Raw genomic sequence first — 18,680 nt, forward strand, 5'->3', positions numbered from 1 at the left:
CCGGGGAACCGCTGGGCAGGGGTGCCGCGGTCGCCGTGTCCATCGCCCTGTTGTGGTTATGAACGGCCGCTCGCGGGGGTGTCGCCGTCGAAGCCGGCCTGGCGGATCGCGAACACCTGGCGCGTACCCGGGCTCTCGGTCATGGTGTAGAGGTAGTCCGGTACGCCGCCGGGGTCGTCTCCGGAGGACCAGTAGGACAGGCTTTCGGCTCCGCCGGTTCCGGGGTACGCGACCGGCTCGGCTCCTGCGGTGCGGTGCCAGTAGCGCAGCCGGGGGCTCGGCCCGCTGCTGCTGAACCAGAACCGGTCGTTGCGGGTCGTAGCGCCCTGCACGTGGGTGAACGGAAGATGGTAGGCGTCAACGGCGGGCGCCGGGGACGGCAGATGACTCACCGGGTCGAGGTCGAAGCGCCACAGGGCGATCGCGGGCTGCTCGACGTAGGCCGAGACGACCATGCGGTCCGGCTCCGACGCCCGGTCCAGCGCCAGCGAGGAGAACCGTACGCTCGTACCCGTGCTGATGATCGTGCCTACCTCGACCAGCACGTACCGGTAGCCGGCGGCGTAGAAGCGCCCGTCGGACTGCCGGCCGAAGCCCTCGTGCCGCAGGCTCGAGGTCTTGACCTCATGCAGGTGGTGCCAGTCGAACACCCGGATCGTGCTGGTGCTGGCCACGTAGAGCAGGTTTCCGTACCACAGGGCGCCGCCGGCGTGGCACGGTACGTGCTGGATGTTCCCCTTGCCGTCCGGTTGGACCAGCAGCACGTGCCGGTACCGGTCGCGGCCCGCTCCGTGGCCGCCGGCGGGAGCGAGGCTGATTCGCGATTGGACCGCCGCGTGGTCGTTGCGGGTCTTTCGCCGGTACCAGCTCAGGGCCACGGCCTCGGCGCCGTCGTATTCCCGGGTGCCGGCGGCGTCGGCCGTGGTGGTGATGCCCTGCGGATACCAGAGGAAGTTCCGGTCGTCGGCCTGGTCCTCGCTGTTCCAGCCGAATCCGTGCGCCGCGGACGGTGACAGGCCGTCCGGAGCGGGCCTCCGGGCCGCGGAGAGCGGCTCCATGGTCCGGTTGGCGTCGGCGAGGATCTCGGCGATCGTCCGGTGACTTGCGTCGCCGCCCAAGGCCTCACGGACGGAGGCCGCGTCCGGGTTCGCCTGATACGCGATCCGGTAGTCCGGGGCCTGCACCGGGGTGGGAGAGCTGGTCATCGTCGTCCTCCGGTCGTGCCGAGTCGGTCAGTTCCCGCCGAAGGCCGACGTTGCAACGTCGGCAGCTCGACGGGCCGGATGCAAAGCACAGCGGATATGCCTATCGCCAGCAGCAGACGAGCATTCGTCCACAACGGACCGCCGAGAGCGGTGACCGGCAGGATCATGCAAATGATCACCAGAACGATCCAAGCTACTCTTGCCCGGTGGCCGCGCACGGGTAGAAGGATCCCGAGAACGAGCCAGAACTGATGGTGGGTCCAGGAGACCGGTGACAGCACGATGCTCGCCGCGCCGGCGATGATGGCCGCCGTCAGCCAGTCGCCCGCCCGGGCCGCGCGTGCGGCTCGCCGGAGGGCCGCGGCGGCTATCGCGCCGCCTAGCGCCAAGGCCAGCAGGGGGACAGGAACTTCGGCGAGGGGCCGGAGCAGCAGGGCGGCCAACGGCGGGTAGGTGAAGGGCGCGTCACCGCGGGCGAAGTCGTACAGGCTTGGAGCCGTCACCGCACCCACGTACACGTGCAGGTCGGAAAGGCGATCGTCGACCGGGCGGGACAGCGACGCCCCAGCGGTCGCCGCAGCCGCGGCGGCCGCGGCGACCCACGCCAGTCGCTTGACACCCGCTGCCCGGGCGAGACTGATCGCGGTTGTCGAGGGCACGCCGGAAGGCTATTCAGGGACGCGGGCCGGGAGCGTTCCGTTGAGCCGAACGGTAAGAGGGTGGTGCCCGAAAGGTCATGAGAGCCGGGTCGCCGCCGGCGATGTGATCCAACGGTCAGCACGAGAAGTGCGCCTGCACAGAGTTGGTTGCCGGTGACAAGGCGGTCCGACACGCTCGTAGGAGTCATCGGGGAATCACTGTTCCCCAAGGAGGTAAGTCATGACCAACAACGTTCCGGCGCCCAATCCGACGACCTCTGGGGCCGTCCTGTCCTTGGCCATCAAGGCCGTTCTGGTGGCGTTGGCCTCCCTCGGTTGGGTACCTGTTTCGGACGGTGCCATCGCCGAGGTGACGCTGGCGGTCGGCGCCGTCGCCGACGCGCTGGTCTACTTCGGCATCATCAGGCCGAGGGTCGGCGAACTGCAGCGCGCAGCGGCCGCATCGCCGGCCGAGGTCAACCAGACGGTGTGACAGGGCTGCCGCCCGTACCGGGTCGGCGACAAGCCCCGCGCCGACCTGTGGAAGTGGATGCATCGGGCAGACCGCCCGCCGACGCGCTGCTCAGGCATCGGCAGATGAGGTGGCGGTCTGCCCCGAGGTTGATGCCTGTTCGGTCAATCGGCCGTGCCTCGGCTCCCCTCGCAGGGAGGCTTGGGCCGGAGGACGTTCGCGAGGAAGGAGCGAGATGAAACTATCCTCGTTGGCGGCGGGATTGCTGGGGTGCCTCATCGCGTCGATGAGTGGATGCGCTGGGCAGCGCGGTGACGACGACAGCAGTCCGGCCCCGGCGGCTTCCCGTCACCCGAGCGCGACCGGGCAGAGCAGCGCTACGGTGTGCCATGACGAAGACGTCTCCGCGGTGTTCCGGACAGCGAGCAAGCTGGACACCGGCGCGGAGGTTTACGCGGAACTCGTCGTAACCAACGTCTCTGGTCGGCCTTGTCTGGTCGGTGGATATTCCGCCTTCTTCCTGATTGAGCGATCAACGAGATTCGCTTGGAAGAAGGGACGGTCGGCCGGCGAAGCGTCGGTACCCTCGATCATCGAGCTGGCACCGGGTGAACGCGCGGCCACGACGTTCGTCTGGACTCAGTGCCGCGCCGGGGAGCATGGTTGTGCCGTCGGCGACGCTGTCGCCATCACCTTCGATCTGTCCCACCAAGCCCCCCGACCGACGTTGCCGGTCGCGCTCGAAGGGTTCCCGCCGAGGCCAGAAATCTCGATGAAAGATACGGCGCAGTTCCCTTATGAAAGGCGATGAGGCCAGAATCCAGGACGTGGGCCGGTAACAGCACCTCCAACGCGGCCGGCGGCTCGTGCGCGCGAGCACCCATGCCGCCCGGTGGCACCGCGGCCGGCCACGTGCGGACGGTCAGGACGTCGGAGAAGGTGGTGCCCGAGTCGCTGACCCGGACGGTTGTAGGTGGTGCCCGGGGGTGATCCCCGTGCGGAACTCGTACCACCATCCCGACCGCGAGTGGAGAGCCGTGGAGAAGGCTTCCCGCGGTCAGCGCAGGCGCCAGACCAGCATTCCCGCGATGTCCCCGAAACACCGTTGGCGGTAGATCACACCCGTGTGGAAGAGGTGGCCGTCCCAGACCGGATCGGCGATGCCGGGCTGAGGCTGTTCGGCGATGTAGTAGCAGCCGTCGGTGCGGTCCAGTGCGCCCCATCCGTCCTGCCAGCACGGAACCCGCACGCCACTGGACGAGCACCCGGGAGGAGCGGCGTCAGCGTGGTGTGAGTTCCCAGCCGCGGGCGTCGCGGCCAGCGCGACGGCGACGGCCGCCAGGGCAAGTGGGGCAGCAAATGGTCGTCTCGACATCGAGGGAACTCCGAAACCTTTGTCGGCGGTACGTCCGCCACCATCCGTTGGCCGAGGACCGCGAACGCGTTCACCGTGAACAGCGGCAGGTCGCCGTGCTGGTACACGTCCTGGTCGGCGAGCTGCTTCAACATCGTCGCGGCGGCCGCCGCATCCTCCGGCGACAGACCAAGACCCGCTTCGATGGCCCGGGCCGACCGTGCGATGTCGAGGATGGCGTCGCCGCCGTGCACCGGAACCAGCTCGATGTCGGAGGACGGGATGTCCCAGAAGCCACGCAGGCGCCCGAAGTCCTTGAGCAGCCGCCTGGTGTATTCGCCGTCGGCGCCGAAGAACCGCGCGGCCCGCGGCTCCGGGAAGAACGCCGCGTCCAGGTCGGCCACGTCGTACTCCAGGATGGTCTGGGCGCCGAGCAGCTGTTCCATGGTCCACCCGGCGGTCTGCGCGCTGATCCAGTTGTAGAACGGGGTGTCCTGGCTGCATTCGTAGTCGTCCGGGTCGATGACGCTCAGCGCGGTCGGATCGGCGTCCAGACCGGCCGAGGCGCGTCGCGCCTGATGGTCGTCCGGCAGCAGCTTCCGCAGTTGCTGGACGAGTTCGCCGGTGCTGCTCCTGGCGGTTGGTTGCTCGGTCGCCAGGACCGGCGAGACCGCCAGGCCGGTCGATGCCGCCGCGGTGGCAACGACGACCGGAAGGATCCACCTTCTCCGCACGTCCGTCTCCCTACGCTCGGGGTGTGGGCCGGTTGGCCTCACCGACCCTGACGCGGATGCGGGCCCGGTTCTCATGTGTTGTCCCGGAAAGGCAGCCGGGTAGGCCCGTGCGGACGAATCGGAGGCTCTCTGAACGGGGCTCAGGATGCCATCGGCGCGGCCGGGACCCGTGCGCTCGTGATGTGCTCGAGCAAGGCCGTGGCCACGTCGTCGGGGTGGGTCAACATGGCCTCGTGGGAGCCGCGCACCATGATCGGCTCTACGCCGAGGCGAGCCGCCAGCTCGGCGCCGGGAGCCGCCAGGGCGATCGATGCACTTTCCATGAATTCGGCGACGGAGGGCGACCGGGTGGGGAAAAGTCGGCTCTCGCGTCTCACGCGGTAGCGACGAAGGGGTATGGCGATGTCACATGGTGTTTCGCTTGGTCCCGGTCGCGATCGGCAGGGGAGATCGGCGCCGTCCCGGACAGGTGTGAAGGTCAGATCCATTCCTGTCCGGAGGTGACATGACCGAGGACGCCTTCCGCGACTTCTTCGCGGCATACTTTCAGCACGTCTGGTACTTCGCGGTACGGCGTACCCGAGCACCCGCCGACGCCGACGACGTCACGTCCGAAACGTTCGCGGTGGCCTGGCGCCGCCGTGCCGACATCCCCCGCGACGGCGGGGACCGCCTGTGGCTCTTCGGCGTCGCACGCAACGTGCTGGCCAATTCTCGGCGCCGCGCCGATCGGCAGGACCGTCTGCGTGATCGGATGGCCGCGATGAACGAACCCACACCGCCGATGGAGTACGAGACCGAGGATCCGGCCGTCTGGCAGGCGCTCGCCGCACTGACCGAGGAACACCGCGACCTGCTGCTCATGCGCTTCTGGAACGGCCTGGAGGTGGCCGACATCGCGACCGTGCTCGGCATCCGGGCATCGCTCGTGTCGTCGCGACTACACAAGGCCAAGGAGAGGTTCCGAGGTGAGTTACGGCGGCGAGATCGCGGCGCGGCCGGAGAGGTGATCGACGATTTCCCCACGGAGAGGAGCACTCGGCCATGAGCGATGACGAGCTGGACCGCTTGGCCCGGCAGGACGTAGCCCTTCGGTTCGCGCCGCCGGCGCCGGGATCGGACCGCTACCAGAGTCTCCTGGAGCGAGCCATGACCACGACTGCAACCGCACCCCGGCCGGTCGAAGCCCGGCCCTCACGACGTCGCCGCCGCTGGATCGGCTGGACCACCGCCGCGGTCGCCGCCGCCGCCTCGGTGATCGCGGTCGGCGCGGCCGTGGTCCGAGGACCGGCCGAGCCGGCCCACGCGGAGCCCCCCGCCACCACGATGCGGCTGGCCGCGCAGGCCCTCACCGAAGTGAAGTCGTTACGCCTCCGTGAGGTACCGGATGACGGCGGCCCCTGGTGTGAGACGGAGGTCGGCGGCGGGGACATCCACTACTCCTGCTTTTCCCCCGGTGAGACCGAGCCCGGATTCGAGTACACGAGGATCGACGACGACGTATACCTGACCGACGAGCGCGGCAAGATCACCAAGGACAGTTACCGGAAGCCTCGCGATCCCAAGATGGAATACGAGATCTCTGATTACGCGCCGTTCACCCGGTCGGCCGGCGACGTGATCGCGGCGGCGGCCGCCGACTCTTCGCTAACCGAGCTCACCGAACTCGGCGAGCAGGAGGTGACCGGAGTGAACACCCGCCATTTCCGGATCTCGGTAGCGGAACGGACGAAGGACTCCGACCCGATCGCGGCGATCGCACAGCTGCCGTCGGCGGAGCTGGCCTGGTTCGGGCTGGACGGGATCGACGAGGCGCAGGGCGTCGCCGTCGAGTTCTGGGTCTCCGGCGACCACCTGATCCGGCGGGTGGCCGTCTCGAACAAGCCGTCCATCGAGTTCTACGACTTCAACGCGCCGATCACCATCCGTGCGCCGAGCCCGAACTAGGCCAGTGGTGCAACGGTTCGCGCCGGAGGACCGCAGCGAGGTCATCGTCGCCGAGCTGCCCCGGTTGGTCGCTGAGCCGATGCGCCCGTTGGGGCGGGCGCATCGGCTGGTGACCGTTCCTGAGTGGAGCGGGAGGTCTATCAGCGGATGTCGTCGCGGCCGGCCGCCTTACGTGTCGTCAGGTGCGAGGGCCCACACCGAGTGATGCTCACCCGTCCCGGCCGGCTCGCGAAGGCTCTGGGTGAGGCCGCCTGGAACTCGGTCCACCAGTCCCTCGGACCGGATTCGCTGCGTCTTCGGTCAGCGGACGCCCCGATATCACGCCGTTGGTTCTTGGATGGCCGGGTGAGCAACATCGACAATGCGATGACCGCGTTCCGCACCGGGCAGAGCGAGCTGGCCGAGCGATGGAGCCTGGCCGAGCTGGATCGCGCCCGAGCGGACGGCGATCTGCCCGCCGAGTTCGACGCCCTGTGCATGCTCGCCCGGGTCGCGCTGCGGAAGCGGTGCCTGACCGACGCGTGGCGGCTCGCCGACAAGGCCCGCACCGTGGCGGCCCACTTGCCGGATCGACGGCACGATCGCGTGCCATCGCACATCGAGGCGGTCGCGGCCCGAATGTCCGGCAACCTGACGTACGCGCGACGGCTCTATCGCGAGGGCATCGAGCTCAGCCTGGCCGCCGGCGACGCGCGCACGGTCATCGCCGAACGGAACAACCTGGGGTACGTCGAATTGCACGCCGGCGACATCGATGCCGCCCGCGAACTGTTCACCCAGGCCAGAGTGGAGGCACTGCAGGTCGGGAACGGCCACATGCTGCCCGACATCGCCCTGGCGGCGGCGGTGCTCAGTGCATCCGACGGTCACCCGGAACGAGCTGCTCACTTGCTGGGAGCGGCCGAGGCCGGATATGCCGCCCTCGGCATGATCCCGGACCCCGACGACGAGGACGAACGGTCGGATCTGCTCATCTCGCTCGACCGCACGATGACCCCCGACGACTTGGCTCTGGCCCGGATCGCGGGGTCCGTGGCCGGCATTCGCCGGTTACTGACCGACTGGGCCTGACCGGCGGCACCCGCCACCGGGGGACTCGCCCCGCGGCCTTCCGGGCAGGTCAGCACCACCGTCAGCGGCGGCGTCTTCGCTCCCGGCGGCGAGGGCGTGGCCGGCACCGACATCGTGGTGCCGCCGGACAGCGCCGGGCTGATCGTGCAGACCGAGGGCGTCGACCCGGGCGCCAACCTCGATCTGTACCTCTACCGCGGCGGGCACGCCGCTGACCGGCGAGGTGTGGGCGTACACCGAGCTGCGGACCGGTGGTCAGATCGTCCCCGGTCTGCTGGTCAGCTCCCGGTAGGGGACGGACCCGCCCGGGAGGACGCGGCTTCCCGGGCGGATCCGCACCTCAGGACCCAGGAAGGCAGCCGACGTCGCGGAGCCAGCCGGAAATGGCCGCGTTGGTGTCGTCGGGCAGCTCCACCATGATCGTGTGGCCACCGTCCAGCTCGACCTCGCTGAGGTCGGTGCAGTCCTTGCGCATCGGATCGGCCAGGGCGCTGTACGACGTGTCGCAGACGGTGTCCCGGCGCGCGTGCACGAACAACGCCGGCAGCGAGATGACCGGCCGCGTGGCCTCCGCCGCGTAGATCCGGTTAGCCCGATCGTTGAGGTACAGCGAGACGTTCCCGCGGAAACCGGTGCATTCGTACCCGGCCACCAGGGCTTCGAAGTCGGCCTCGGCGAGCATGCTGGTGTCGCGCGGGACCGTCGGCGCCACGTGGGCCGGGCCGAACCAGCCGCCCCTGGCCCGTACCGTCGCCAGACTGGACGGCCGGCCCACGACATCGGTCGCCGTGCGCTGGTAGATGACGTTGAGCGACGCCCGGGTATCCGCCTCGAAGTCCTGCACGGCCCGCTCGAGGTTCTCGTGGTAGTTGACGTAGTAGTCCCATTGGCCGTACGGGTATTGGTCGGTGGGGTAAAGGTCCCGGTTCACCAGCGGTACCAGATTGTCCAGGGTCAGACCCTCGGCGAGGTACGGCGTGGTCAGGTTGGCGACGGCCCGGCACCGGACGGGGTGGTGCGAAGCGATCGCCCAGACGACGGCGCAACCCCAGTCGTGCCCGACCCAGACCGCGGGGCGGCCGCCGAGCGAGTCGTGCAGCTCCACCATGTCCTGGACCAGCTCGCGCAGGCCGTACGCGGCCGGATCGGCCGGCACCGCCGATCCGCCGAAGCCACGCAGGTCGGGAGCGACACAGTGCCAGCCGGCCGCGGCGAAGTATTCGACCTGCCGCCGCCAGACGATGGCGCTACCCGGCCAGCCGTGCAGGAAGAACATCAACGGGCCGTTGCTGGGGCCGGCCTCCAGGTAGGCGGTGCGATGCCGGCTGGTCCGCAGGACCCGCGAGCGGATTGTGGTGATGGTGGCCGGTCGAGGGACGGTCGCGAAGGGGGAGCCGAGTGGCACTGCTGCGGCGAGCGTCAGCACGTCGCGGCGGGAGAAGGACACGGGACCTCCGTCGGTGTTGATGACAACAACAAACCCCGGAGGAGATGCTCGCCACGGACGGGGGAGGGTGGAACCCCATTGTCCACAAGGGCAGCCGATTGAGGCGGTCAGCAATCCGGTTGCTGCCGGGCTCCGGCCCGGTCCGGTCCGTCCAGGAGAGGAGCGGCGGAGGGACTGCCCGGCCAGGCGTCGCAGATCGCCGGACCGGACGATGTGAAGTCGAAGTTTCCTGAGTTCCGAAGGACAGAAAGCAGAGCCGGAAGGGTGACCGCCGCCGTCAGCGCGTACCCATCGGTTGAGGGGTGCCAAGGTGTGGGCGTGCACCCGCCGGCTCAGGTGGCGTGACACCCCGGCGGCCAACAGGGCGGCAGGGGTGTTGCGGGAGCGATCCGCGCGGATGGCTGTGGAACTTTGCGCGTTCGGACCGGCGGCCGGTCAGGCCGCTCCGGCGACGGGTCCGGCTCGGTGCGAAGGCGGCGCTGCCACCTGCGTGGGCGCCGTGCCCGGAGGTGTGTGTCAATTCTTCTCGATCGCGGGTGCGTACCTGTCTGCCGGTGAACGGGCAATCGTTGCTGCCCGTTCGATCGAGCTCATCCGGGCCGCTGTCGTGTGCCGCGCTCACCGTGCGAATCTTCTTCAGCAGGTGCAACCGGCGTGGCAGGCCGACCGTGTCTCTCTAGGGGTGAGCTATGCCGGAGGATGACACCGGGGGCTTTGACGAGTTCTACCGCGACACGTGTCAACGCTTGCTGCGTTACGCATATGGGTTGACCGGTGACGCGGCGGAGGCTCAGGACCTCGCGCAGGAGGCGTACGCCCGGGCGTGGCCGCGCTGGCGTCGGCTGTCGGCCTACGACGACCCGGAGGGCTGGTTACGGCTCGTGGTGAACCGGCTGTCCGCGGACCGGTGGCGACGGCTCCGCCAGTTCCGGCTCTGGTCGGCGGCGTCGATGCCCGCGCCGCCCGTTCCGCCTCCCTCGGAGAACGTTGTCGTACTGGTCGAGGCCATGCGGGCGTTGCCGGACAACCACCGCCGTGCCCTGGTGCTGCACTACCTGTTGGATCTGTCGGTGTCCGACATCGCCCAGGAGATCGGCGTCCCACCCGGCACGATCAAGGCATGGCTTTCCCGGGGACGGGTGGCGTTGGCCGCGCAACTCGGTCCCGAGCCAGAGCAATCCGTCATCGCTGGAGGACGCCGTGAAGGATGACGTGGACAGCACCTTTACTGCGCTCCGTGAGCACATCGACGGGGTCCTGGAAATGCCCGCGGCGGCGACCATCCGGCGCCGCGGGGAACGCTGGGCCCGGCGCCGCGCCACCACGGCCGCCGCGCTGTGCGTCGTGCTGGCCGGCGTCGGTGTCGCCGTCGGCCACGACCGGCTGGACCGTCGGGGACCGAAGGTGCCGAGCGCACCCCGGCCGCAGGTGAGCGAACTGTCTCTGGTCGGGTCCGCCATCGACCTCCCGGACGTGGCGGGGCCGGTCCATGTGGTCTCGACCGAATCGCTGGCCGTCGCGGCCTGGACCGGCAGCGGCGGCACCACCCACATCATCGGCGTCGATCCGAGGACCGGCCAAGAGGCCTGGCCGATGCGAACCTTGACAGGGCGGGGTTCGCTCGGTGCGGCCGACGTGGTCGACGGCGCCGTGCTCCTGACCATGGGCCGGCAACCGGGCCGGTTGGTCGAGCTCGACCCCGCCGACGGGTACAGCTCATGGCAGATCTTGTCCGAGCAGGAGGACTACCGAATTCACCTGCGTGATCGGCTGATCGTGATGTCGGCGAGCACGGGCGTCACCCGAGCTGTCGACTGGCCGACCGGTCACGTGCTCTGGGAGGTGCCGGCCGGCTCGGACCCGCCGGTTCGGATGAGAGCTGTCCCGTCGGGCCCGGATCCTCAGCTCTCCGGCTGGCCGACCCCGGACACGTCCTCCGGCGAGCGGTTCCTGCAGCTGACCGAGAGTGGCAAGGTCCTGGTCCGGGACAGCCGGACCGGTGCGGTGCAGCGCACGGTCAGCAACCTCGGGACGGCGGAGGGTCTGGTCGTGGCCGGGGACCATCTCTACACCCCGGAGCAGGGCAGTGACTCCTACCGCATCCGGCAGGCGAGTCTCACCGGCCCGGACGCTTCCAGCGTGGTCTACACCGCGCCTCCGGGCCGATCCTTCCTGGGCGCGGCACCGTGCGGTGACAACCGGCTCTGCGTGATCGACGAAGCTCCGGAGGCGCCGCCGCACACCGAGCTCACCGCGATCGACGTGGCCACCTCCCGGGAACTGTGGCGGGTACCCGCACCGCCCGGAGCGGAGTCGCCCGGCTCACGCGGAGACCGCGTGCTGGTCAACGGCGACGACGGCGCCGGCGGCGTCACCTCGGCACTCTACGACTCCACCGGCCGCCAGTTGCTCGATGAGCCGGACCGCCGCTCGATGCTGCTCTGGAACAGCAACGACACCGTGGTCTCGCTGCCCGGCCTGCACGGTCCGCCGCAGCCGGGCAAGGCGAAGGGGCACGTGACCGTCATCTCGGCCGCCGACGGGAAGGCCGTCATCGAGGGTATGGCCGGCGACGCGCCCTTGACCTGCGCCGTCACCGCGAAACGGCTCATCTGTGAGGACGGTCATCGGTTGGAGGTCCGCAGCCTCGAGCCGTGAGAGGTCGCCACGGCCGCACCGGCCACCCGCCCCCACAAAACCCTGGCGCTGCTGTAACCGACCTGGTGGTTCGCGAGTGTCCAGTGCTGATGTTCCTCGAGGCCTGGCGGCTCCGGGAGACCATCCACCCGGACGGTGACAGCGTGCTGCCGTGCCGCCGCCTCGCCGGCGATCCCGAACGCCGGCGCGTGCGGGTCGCCCCGGCGCGGCGGGCCGCCGGAACTGACGGCCCGGCCGCCAAGGCCGGGACGACTTGAAAGGGATCATCGATCGTTGTGCTCGCACTCATCCTCGCGGCCCTGCGTGTCCGTGCCGCGCAGGCGATCACCCTCATGGCGCTCACCGCGCTGGCCGCCACGACCGCCGCGGCTCTGCCGTGGGCGGTGACCGGGAGTGCCGGCCGGACGGCGGCCGCACACGTCGCCGAGGTTCCGCCGGCCGGCAAGGCGCTGTCGGTGTCCGGGCCGCGGGGAGCCGGGTCCGACCCGGAAGCCGCGGTACGCGAGTTCGCCGCCCTGGTCGGCGAGCGGTTACCGATCAGCGGCGCGACGCCGGTCCGGGGGCTGGTCGAGAACATGTCGGTGGTGGTCGGCAACGATGTCCGCAACGCGCCTGTGGCTTATCGGGACCGGTTCTGCGAGAACGTACGGGTGACCGGCGCGTGTCCCGCGGCGGCCGGCGAGGTCGCGATCAGCGCGGCCAACGCCCGCGCCATCGGCGTGGCCCCGGGTGCCCGCCTGACCCTCGCCCGGACCGGCGGCGACGAGACGCTCGAGGTACGGGTGGCCGGCACCTACCAGCTGAGCGACCCACGGGACGCCTACTGGAGCAACGCGTACTACCGCGCGACCACCGACCTCGACCCGATCTTCGGGACCTCGGCGCTCTTCGCCGGCTCCGGTCCGCGGCCGGCGACGCTCACCTACGACGTGACGGTGCCCGATGCGGTCCTGCGCGGCGACGGCGGCGCTGACCTGCGCCCGGTCCTGGCGGCGGCCGCCGGTCGGCTCGGGGGCGCCGAGGTCACCGTGGGACAACCGCTTGGCGCGCTGCTCACCGACGTGGCCCAGGACCGCGCGGCCGTCCGCTCCGGCATCGCCTTCGCCCTGGCCCAGGTGCTGCTGCTGGCGCTGTTCACGATCGCTCTGGCCGCGTACGCCACCAGCCGCTCGCGGCGGGCCGACGCGGCCCTGCACAAACTGCGCGGCAGCGGCACCCTCGCCACTCTGCGGCTCACCTTCGGTCAGCACCTGGTGCCGATGGCCGCCGGCGCCCTGGCCGGCCTGCCCGTCGGGTTGCTGCTGGCCCGGCTGGCCGCCGGCCCGGTCAGCGCGGCGGACACCGGCCCGGTGGTCCGCCTGGCCGCCCTCGCGGTCGCCGCCGTGCTGCTGGCCGCGCTACTGGCGGTCGCCGCGGTCGAGGCGGTTCTGCTGCGCTCACCGGTGTCCACACTGCTGCGCCACGTTCCCCTCCGGCGCCGCGCCTGGCCGGCCACCGTGCTCGACACCGCCTTGCTGGCCGCCGCCGTGGCCGCGATCTACCAGACCCGCTCCGGCGCGCCGCGGGCCGGCATCGCGGTGGCCGCACCGACGATGACCGCCGTGGCGGTAGCCCTGCTGCTGGCCCGGGCGCTCGCCCCGCTGGCCGAGTGGTCCGGTGGCGCCGCGGTGCGCTCCGGCCGGTTGCGCTGGGGCCTGAGCGCACTTCAGCTGACCCGGCGGCCGGGCTACCAGCGGCTGTTCGCCTTTCTGGTGGTGGCCGTGGCGATGGGGGTGACCGGCGCGGGCGCGTGGGTGGCGGGCCGTGAGGAACGGCTCGCGCGGGCGCGGGTCGAGCTGGGCGCCGACCAAGTTCTGACGGTACGGGTGGCCAACCGCACGGCACTGCTCAGCGCCGTCCGTCGGGCCGACCCGGCCGGCCGCTGGGCGATGGCCGCGGTCGTCGACCCCACGGCGCACCCACCGGTGCTCGCCGTGGACACCGCCCGGCTGGCCGCGGTCAGCCGGTGGCGTCCCGAGTACGGGCCGGTCGCCCGGCTGCCCGCCGCCACGACCACGACCGGGGCGCCGGCGCCCCTGCCGCTGATCACCGGCACCCGGCTCACGCTACGTGCGGTCAACCGCGGCCGGGCGCCGCTCACCCTGACCGCGACCCTGCGCAACGAGATCACCGGGCGGCTGCGGACGGCGCGGTTCGGCCCGATCAGCGGCGCTACGACGATCACGGCTCACGTCGACGGCTGCACGCCGGACGCCGGCTGCCGGCTCGCGCGCTGGCAGCTCCTCGGTGCGCCGCACGGCGAGGTGACGGTGCGCGGGTTGGCGCAGGCCGACCCGCCGGCCGTGATCCTCGACCGCGACCGCCTCGCCGACATCGGACGCTGGCGTTCGACCAGCAACGGCGCGGCGGTGGACATCCGGGCCCGGGACGGGGGGCTGAGCCTGGCCATGGATGCCAATCCGAGGGGCTTCGCGACCCCGGGCCGTGACGTGATGGCCGTGGACGGGCCGACGCCGCTGCCCGTGGTGCTCGCCGGGGCACCGCCGCAGCAGTGGCGGCTCGACGACGCCGCGGTGTTCCTGCCGGACGGCGAACGCGTGCCGGTCACCGTGGCCGGCACCCCCGCGCTGCTGCCCGTACTGGGCCGGCAGGGCATGCTGATCGATCTGGACGCCGCCCGCCGGGCCGGGATCGACGACGAGTCAGGGGTCGCGTACCAGGTGTGGCTCGGCCCGGACGCGCCGCCCACCGCCGCGGCCACCCTGACCGCCGCCGGCCTGAGCGTGACCGCGGAGCGGACGGTGGCGCGGCGGACGAGCCTGCTCGCCGCCCAGCCCCCCGCGGTCGTCTCGCGGGTCAGCCTGCTCGCCGCGGGGCTGGCCCTGCTCATCGCCGCCACCGTCATGGCCATCACCTTCGCCGCCGACCGGCAACCCACCCGCGACCAGCTCGAGGCCCTGCGTACGCAGGGACTGTCCCGGCCGGGCGCGACCGCGGTGGCCTGGGCCGGGCCGGTCGCGTTGCTGGCCGCCGGGCTCCTCGGCGGGCTGCTCGCGGCGGCCCTCGCGGCGCCGGTGACCGGGCTGGCCACGCCCGGGTTCCCCGACGGCTGGGCGCTGCTGGCCGCCCCGGCGCCGATCGGGCCCACCGCCGCCACGGTCACCCTGCTCGCCGCGCTGGCCCTGTTCGGCCTGGCCGGCTGGGTGTCGATCCGTCCGCTGGCGCGAGGCCTGCGGTGATCTCCCTCGTCCTGGCGATGCTGTGGAGCCGCCGAGGGCAGGCGCTCGGCCTCGGCCTGCTGTCGTTGTTCGCGGTGGCCTCCGCGGTGATCGCGCCGGGCTATGTGGCGGCGACGGATCAGGCGGTGGCGGCCGGCCAGATGGCCAACGCCACCGCGGGCGAGCGCACCCTGGCCGTCCGCACGGTCAGCGACCCGCGTCGGGTCGATCAGGGCCTGCCCGACCCGCAGACCACTGTCCGTGAGCTCGGTTCCCTGCTCGGGTCGCTCGACGGTTTTCGGTTCGTGTACGCCGCCGAGATTCCCGCCGTCGGCGTCGAGCCGGACAACGCCGACCGGACACGCCTGGTCTACCGCCAGGATCTGTGCGACCACGTCGTGACGACGGCCGGCCGGTGCCTGATCGACGAGGGGGAGGCGCTGCTGGGCGAGGAGGCCGCCCGGCGGCTGGGAATCACGGCGGGCGACCGGATCGAGCTGAGCTTCGCGGCGTTCGACTCCGACCCGCGGCATCCCGGGTACGTCTCGAACGGCACGCCCAAATCCCTGACCGTGGCCGGGGTCTATCGCGTCGCCGACCGGGCCGACCCGTACTGGGGCGACCGCGGTTACTTCGCCTTCGACACCGGCAATCGTCCTGGCGAGCCGGTGTTCACCAACCGCGTCACCTTCGAGTCGACGGATCGGGGGGCCACGGACATCACGGTGGACGCCACCGCCACGGCGTCGGCGCTGTCAGTTGGGCATCTCGGGGCGCTGCGGTCCGACCTGGCCGAATTCCAGCAGCTCGTCCAGGACCTGCAGGTCCCGGTGACCGTCGAGAGCGGAATCCCGGACCTGCTGTCCCGGATCGACGCCGGCCGGCGCGAGGCCCGGACGATCGTTCCCCCGATCCTCGTCCCGCTCGTGCTGCTCGCCTGCGTCAGCATCTTCGTCGCCGCCCGCCACGGCGCGCAGGACCGCAGCCCCGAGCTGGCGGCGGTGTCGCTTCGCGGCGTCCGGTGGTGGCAGCGGCTGTGGCTGGCCGCCGGAGAGAGCACGCTGGCCGTCCTGGCCGGTTCGATCGCCGGGTGTCTGGCCGGTCGGCTGCTGGTCGGACTGGCGGCGGCCGCGGTGCTGCCCGGGTCGCGGGCCGACGCCGGCCTCACGACGCTGCGGTGGGCCCCGGTCGCCGTGGCCGCGGCGCTGGCCGCCGTCCTGCTGGCCCAGCGCCGCCTGCTCCTGGCGCCGGTGACGCTGCTGCTGCGACGGGTCCCGTCCGGCGGCCGGGGCGCCCGCGGGCTGTTCGCCGACGTGCTGGTCCTGGGGTTGACCGTCCCGGTGCTGGTGCAGTTCGCCGGCAGTGGTGGGGAGTTCACCGGTCTCGGCGCGTTGACCGTGGCCGCGGCGGTGGCCGTCGGCGCCGTGATCGCCGCGCGGACGATGATTGCCGTCGTGGGCGGCTACGCCCGCCGCGCGCTGCGCCGCGGCCGGGTCGACCTGGCGCTGGCCGGCCTGCAGATCGCCCGCCGTCCTGGTGCGGTGCCGCTGTTCGCTCTGGTGGTCGCGGCGGTGTCGGTCGCCGGATACGGGACGGTCGTGGTGGACGTGGCCGCGCGGGGCCGCGACGCGCGCAGCGAGGCCCTCGCCGGCGCCGACCGGGTGCTCGACGTGCAGCCGGTCAGCCGGGCCGGGCTGCTGACCGCCGTCCGGGCGATCGATCCGGACGGCGCCTGGGCCATGGCCGTCGCCAGACTGCCCGGCGGCGTGCTGGCCGCTGACACCACCCGCCTGGCCACCGTTCCGTTCTGGCCCGCCGGTGGGCCGGACGCCGCCGCGACCGCCCGGGCGCTGCGGCCGTCCGCGCCGTCGTCGCTGGTCCTGCGCGGCTCGGCGGTCGCGATCGACCTCTCGGTCGAGGGGTTCAGCGCGGACCGGCCGGTACGCCTGACCGCGGTGTTCGCCGCCGTCGACGGCCGGGACGCCGCGGAGGTCGAGTTCGGCATGCTGGCCGCCGGCCGCAATCGCTTCCGGGCGACGGTGGAAGCCTGCCGGTCAACCTGCCGGTTGGTGGGGCTGCGGCTGACCACTTTGCAGGGTACGACGGGGATCGCCGGTGCCATGGTCATCACCCGCATCGCCGGCGGCCTTGCCGAGGTGCCCTCCGATCAGCTGGCGGACCCGGCACGGTGGCGGATGAGCGCGTACGGCCGGCTCTCCGCCGGCCGCCCAGGCCTGCGGATCGAGGTGTCCGCACCGGCGGGGCTGCCGGACGGTGCCTGGCTGCGGTGGAACGACGGGCCGTCGCCACCACCGGCCGCCTACGCCGGCGATCCGGCCCCACCGCCGAGCCCGGGCACGGGCGGCGATCGGCCGGTCGAGGTCCGCCGCGTGCTACGGCTGCCGGCCGTGCCCGCCGCCGGTGGTCAGGCCCTTCTGGCCGACCTCGAGTTCGCCGACCGGGCGTCGACCGATGTCGGCCCGGCGTTCGGTCCGCAGGTGTGGTTGTCCGCGCGAGCCCCCGCCGACGTGGTGGCACGGCTCGCGGCGCAGGGTGTGGCGGTCACCGGCGACGTGCGTGTCGCCGAGGTGCACCGTCGCCTCGACCGGCAGGGCACGGCACTCGCTCTGTGGATCTATCTGCTGGCCGCGGCCCTGGCCGTCGCGCTCGCCACCGGCTCGCTGGTTCAGGCCGCGCTGTCCGACCGGGCCGGTCGCGCCGGTGACCTCACGGCACTGCGTACCCAGGGTGTCGGCCGGGCGGTGACGGCGCGGGCCACGGCGTGGACCTATCCGGCGCTGGCGGTCGCGGCCGGTGTGACCGGCATGGCGGTCGCGCTTCTGCTCTGGTGGGCGACCGGCTGGGCGCTGCTGGGTGCCTCGACGGACGAGCTGGGCGGGCCGCAGCCGTACTGGCCGCGGCCATGGGTCTTCGCCGGCGCCGGCGTCACCGTGCTCACGGTCCTGACCGGCGCCGCGGTGTCGATCGGCCGGCCCCGCACACGGTTCCCCGCACGGTGACGACCTCAGCACGAAAGACCTAGGTACCGACGGTACCGACCTTGCGAAGCAAGCCGAGCCGCGCCACCACATCTTCCGGGCCGGTGAGGACCCCCTGCAGGTCCGATCCCCGTCCGGCCAGGCTGTCGATCAGGTCGGTCGTGTTCGCCAGCAGGGTGGCCGGCTGTCCGGGCCCGGCAGTGATGGTGATGTCGTCCCCCACATGCGAGATTCGATAGCTCTCCGACGGGCTGCCCGCGAGGGCGAAAGAGGTTTCGAGGTAGCGGCCGGCCCACGCGTGCGGCGCCGCCGCGGACAACAGCGCGTAGAAGATCGCCGCCTGTAGATCGAGTTCGGTGTGGTCGACCGGTCGACCGGTCGGCCGAGAGCCACCGCGATGTCCGACTCGTGCAGCCAGGCATCCCAGAAGATGTGCAGCGAGAAGACCGACCAGTGCACCTTGCGGCGCAGGGGACTCCACCACAGGCGGACAGGCGGGTCGTCGATTCGCCGGTCGATCGACTCCGCCTCCTCGCCGGCGAGTCGCCGCAGGTCGTCCAGCGTCTGGGTGGTGGGCGTCCCCTCGGAATGCCGTAGCCACTGTGCCGGCGACGACCGCGGATCGAATGGGTCATCTCCGAACGGCGAGGGGCGGCCGGCCAGCCGCGCGGTGTGGATCAGCGCGAAGTCACGTATATGCCGGGCAACGTCGTGCACGGACCAGCCGGCACATCGCGACGAGCTCTCCCATTCCGCCACGGGTAGCTGCTCGAGCATTTTGATGGTGCGTGCTCGTATGAGATTCATGGCGGGCCGTAGAGCCTCTGGGCCGCAATCGAACCCTGCCCGTTCGGACACCGACTGAACAAGCGCCCCCACCGCCATGCTCCGTTCCCTCCGGCTGACCGAGCTGGTCAGATCCCACGAATTCCGCGAT

The 18,680-nt window shown here is 71.7% G+C and carries 16 protein-coding genes; 10 read left to right on the plus strand and 6 right to left on the minus strand.

Features of this window, described 5'->3' with window-relative positions; all coding sequences use genetic code 11:
- Positions 1-56: 56 nt before the first annotated feature.
- Positions 57-1,205 carry a hypothetical protein gene (locus AB0O15_RS27915; RefSeq protein ID WP_364323972.1) on the minus strand — a complete coding sequence of 383 codons (1,149 nt, stop codon included), beginning with the start codon at positions 1,203-1,205 and terminating at the stop codon, positions 57-59.
- Positions 1,202-1,864, minus strand: a complete 663-nt coding sequence (locus AB0O15_RS27920; protein WP_364323974.1) for a hypothetical protein — start codon at positions 1,862-1,864, stop codon at positions 1,202-1,204. Before AB0O15_RS27920 ends, AB0O15_RS27915 begins: the two co-directional genes overlap by 4 nt.
- 220 nt (positions 1,865-2,084) lie before the next feature.
- Between AB0O15_RS27920 and AB0O15_RS27925 the strand changes: the two genes are divergently transcribed.
- A complete protein-coding gene (locus AB0O15_RS27925; RefSeq protein ID WP_364323976.1) occupies positions 2,085-2,336 on the plus strand; it encodes a hypothetical protein in 252 nt (83 codons plus the stop codon).
- Positions 2,337-2,550: 214 nt separating this feature from the next.
- Positions 2,551-3,126 carry a DUF4232 domain-containing protein gene (locus AB0O15_RS27930; protein WP_364323978.1) on the plus strand — a complete coding sequence of 192 codons (576 nt, stop codon included), beginning with the start codon at positions 2,551-2,553 and terminating at the stop codon, positions 3,124-3,126.
- Between the two features lie 305 nt (positions 3,127-3,431).
- Here AB0O15_RS27930 and AB0O15_RS27935 read toward each other — a convergent pair whose 3' ends face one another.
- Entirely contained in the window at positions 3,432-4,403 is a 972-nt protein-coding gene (locus AB0O15_RS27935) for a hypothetical protein (RefSeq protein ID WP_364323980.1), read from the minus strand.
- A 140-nt stretch (positions 4,404-4,543) separates the two neighbouring features.
- Entirely contained in the window at positions 4,544-4,726 is a 183-nt protein-coding gene (locus AB0O15_RS27940; RefSeq protein ID WP_364323982.1) for a hypothetical protein, read from the minus strand.
- Between the two features lie 182 nt (positions 4,727-4,908).
- On the opposite strand from AB0O15_RS27940, the gene AB0O15_RS27945 reads away from it, so the two are divergent.
- The 3 genes from AB0O15_RS27945 (at position 4,909) to AB0O15_RS27955 (ending at position 7,421) form a co-directional block, all read left to right on the plus strand.
- Complete coding sequence (locus AB0O15_RS27945; protein WP_364323984.1) at positions 4,909-5,451, plus strand: sigma-70 family RNA polymerase sigma factor; 543 nt, start codon at positions 4,909-4,911, stop codon at positions 5,449-5,451.
- 101 nt (positions 5,452-5,552) lie between these two features.
- On the plus strand, positions 5,553-6,350 hold the full coding sequence (locus AB0O15_RS27950; protein ID WP_364323986.1) for a hypothetical protein: 798 nt from the start codon (positions 5,553-5,555) through the stop codon (positions 6,348-6,350).
- Positions 6,351-6,695: 345 nt separating this feature from the next.
- Entirely contained in the window at positions 6,696-7,421 is a 726-nt protein-coding gene (locus AB0O15_RS27955) for a tetratricopeptide repeat protein (RefSeq protein WP_364323988.1), read from the plus strand.
- Positions 7,422-7,761: 340 nt separating this feature from the next.
- On the opposite strand, the gene AB0O15_RS27960 is transcribed toward AB0O15_RS27955, so the two are convergent.
- The gene (locus tag AB0O15_RS27960) at positions 7,762-8,868 is read right to left on the minus strand and encodes an alpha/beta hydrolase (protein ID WP_364323990.1); all 1,107 of its coding nucleotides are present in this window, start codon (positions 8,866-8,868) and stop codon (positions 7,762-7,764) included.
- Positions 8,869-9,557: 689 nt separating this feature from the next.
- Here AB0O15_RS27960 and AB0O15_RS27965 point away from each other — a divergent pair.
- The 5 genes from AB0O15_RS27965 (at position 9,558) to AB0O15_RS27985 (ending at position 17,764) form a co-directional block, all read left to right on the plus strand.
- Positions 9,558-10,079 carry a SigE family RNA polymerase sigma factor gene (locus tag AB0O15_RS27965; RefSeq protein ID WP_364323992.1) on the plus strand — a complete coding sequence of 174 codons (522 nt, stop codon included), beginning with the start codon at positions 9,558-9,560 and terminating at the stop codon, positions 10,077-10,079.
- Complete coding sequence (locus tag AB0O15_RS27970) at positions 10,069-11,526, plus strand: PQQ-binding-like beta-propeller repeat protein (protein ID WP_364323994.1); 1,458 nt, start codon at positions 10,069-10,071, stop codon at positions 11,524-11,526. Before AB0O15_RS27965 ends, AB0O15_RS27970 begins: the two co-directional genes overlap by 11 nt.
- Positions 11,527-11,609: 83 nt before the next feature.
- Entirely contained in the window at positions 11,610-11,783 is a 174-nt protein-coding gene (locus tag AB0O15_RS27975; RefSeq protein ID WP_364323996.1) for a hypothetical protein, read from the plus strand.
- Between the two features lie 18 nt (positions 11,784-11,801).
- Positions 11,802-14,765, plus strand: a complete 2,964-nt coding sequence (locus AB0O15_RS27980; RefSeq protein WP_364323998.1) for an ABC transporter permease — start codon at positions 11,802-11,804, stop codon at positions 14,763-14,765.
- Complete coding sequence (locus tag AB0O15_RS27985) at positions 14,762-17,764, plus strand: hypothetical protein (RefSeq protein ID WP_364324000.1); 3,003 nt, start codon at positions 14,762-14,764, stop codon at positions 17,762-17,764. The genes AB0O15_RS27980 and AB0O15_RS27985 overlap by 4 nt, the downstream gene beginning before the upstream one ends.
- Positions 17,765-17,893: 129 nt before the next feature.
- Here AB0O15_RS27985 and AB0O15_RS27990 read toward each other — a convergent pair whose 3' ends face one another.
- Positions 17,894-18,628, minus strand: a complete 735-nt coding sequence (locus AB0O15_RS27990; protein ID WP_364324002.1) for a maleylpyruvate isomerase N-terminal domain-containing protein — start codon at positions 18,626-18,628, stop codon at positions 17,894-17,896.
- Between the last annotated feature and the right edge of the window lie 52 nt (positions 18,629-18,680).

Origin of the sequence: Actinoplanes sp. NPDC089786, from assembly GCF_040684855.1 — a bacterium.
Taxonomy (GTDB): domain Bacteria; phylum Actinomycetota; class Actinomycetes; order Mycobacteriales; family Micromonosporaceae; genus Actinoplanes.

What these genes read in the sequence shown, in the direction of transcription:
- AB0O15_RS27915 (WP_364323972.1), bottom strand. Translation starts at nt 1,205, where the DNA reads ATGACCAGCTCTCCCACCCCGGTGCAGGCCCCGGACTACCGGATCGCG.
- AB0O15_RS27925 (WP_364323976.1), top strand. Translation starts at nt 2,085, where the DNA reads ATGACCAACAACGTTCCGGCGCCCAATCCGACGACCTCTGGGGCCGTC.
- AB0O15_RS27930 (WP_364323978.1), top strand. Translation starts at nt 2,551, where the DNA reads ATGAAACTATCCTCGTTGGCGGCGGGATTGCTGGGGTGCCTCATCGCG.
- AB0O15_RS27940 (WP_364323982.1), bottom strand. Translation starts at nt 4,726, where the DNA reads ATGGAAAGTGCATCGATCGCCCTGGCGGCTCCCGGCGCCGAGCTGGCG.
- AB0O15_RS27945 (WP_364323984.1), top strand. Translation starts at nt 4,909, where the DNA reads ATGACCGAGGACGCCTTCCGCGACTTCTTCGCGGCATACTTTCAGCAC.
- AB0O15_RS27950 (WP_364323986.1), top strand. Translation starts at nt 5,553, where the DNA reads ATGACCACGACTGCAACCGCACCCCGGCCGGTCGAAGCCCGGCCCTCA.
- AB0O15_RS27965 (WP_364323992.1), top strand. Translation starts at nt 9,558, where the DNA reads ATGCCGGAGGATGACACCGGGGGCTTTGACGAGTTCTACCGCGACACG.
- AB0O15_RS27990 (WP_364324002.1), bottom strand. Translation starts at nt 18,628, where the DNA reads ATGGCGGTGGGGGCGCTTGTTCAGTCGGTGTCCGAACGGGCAGGGTTC.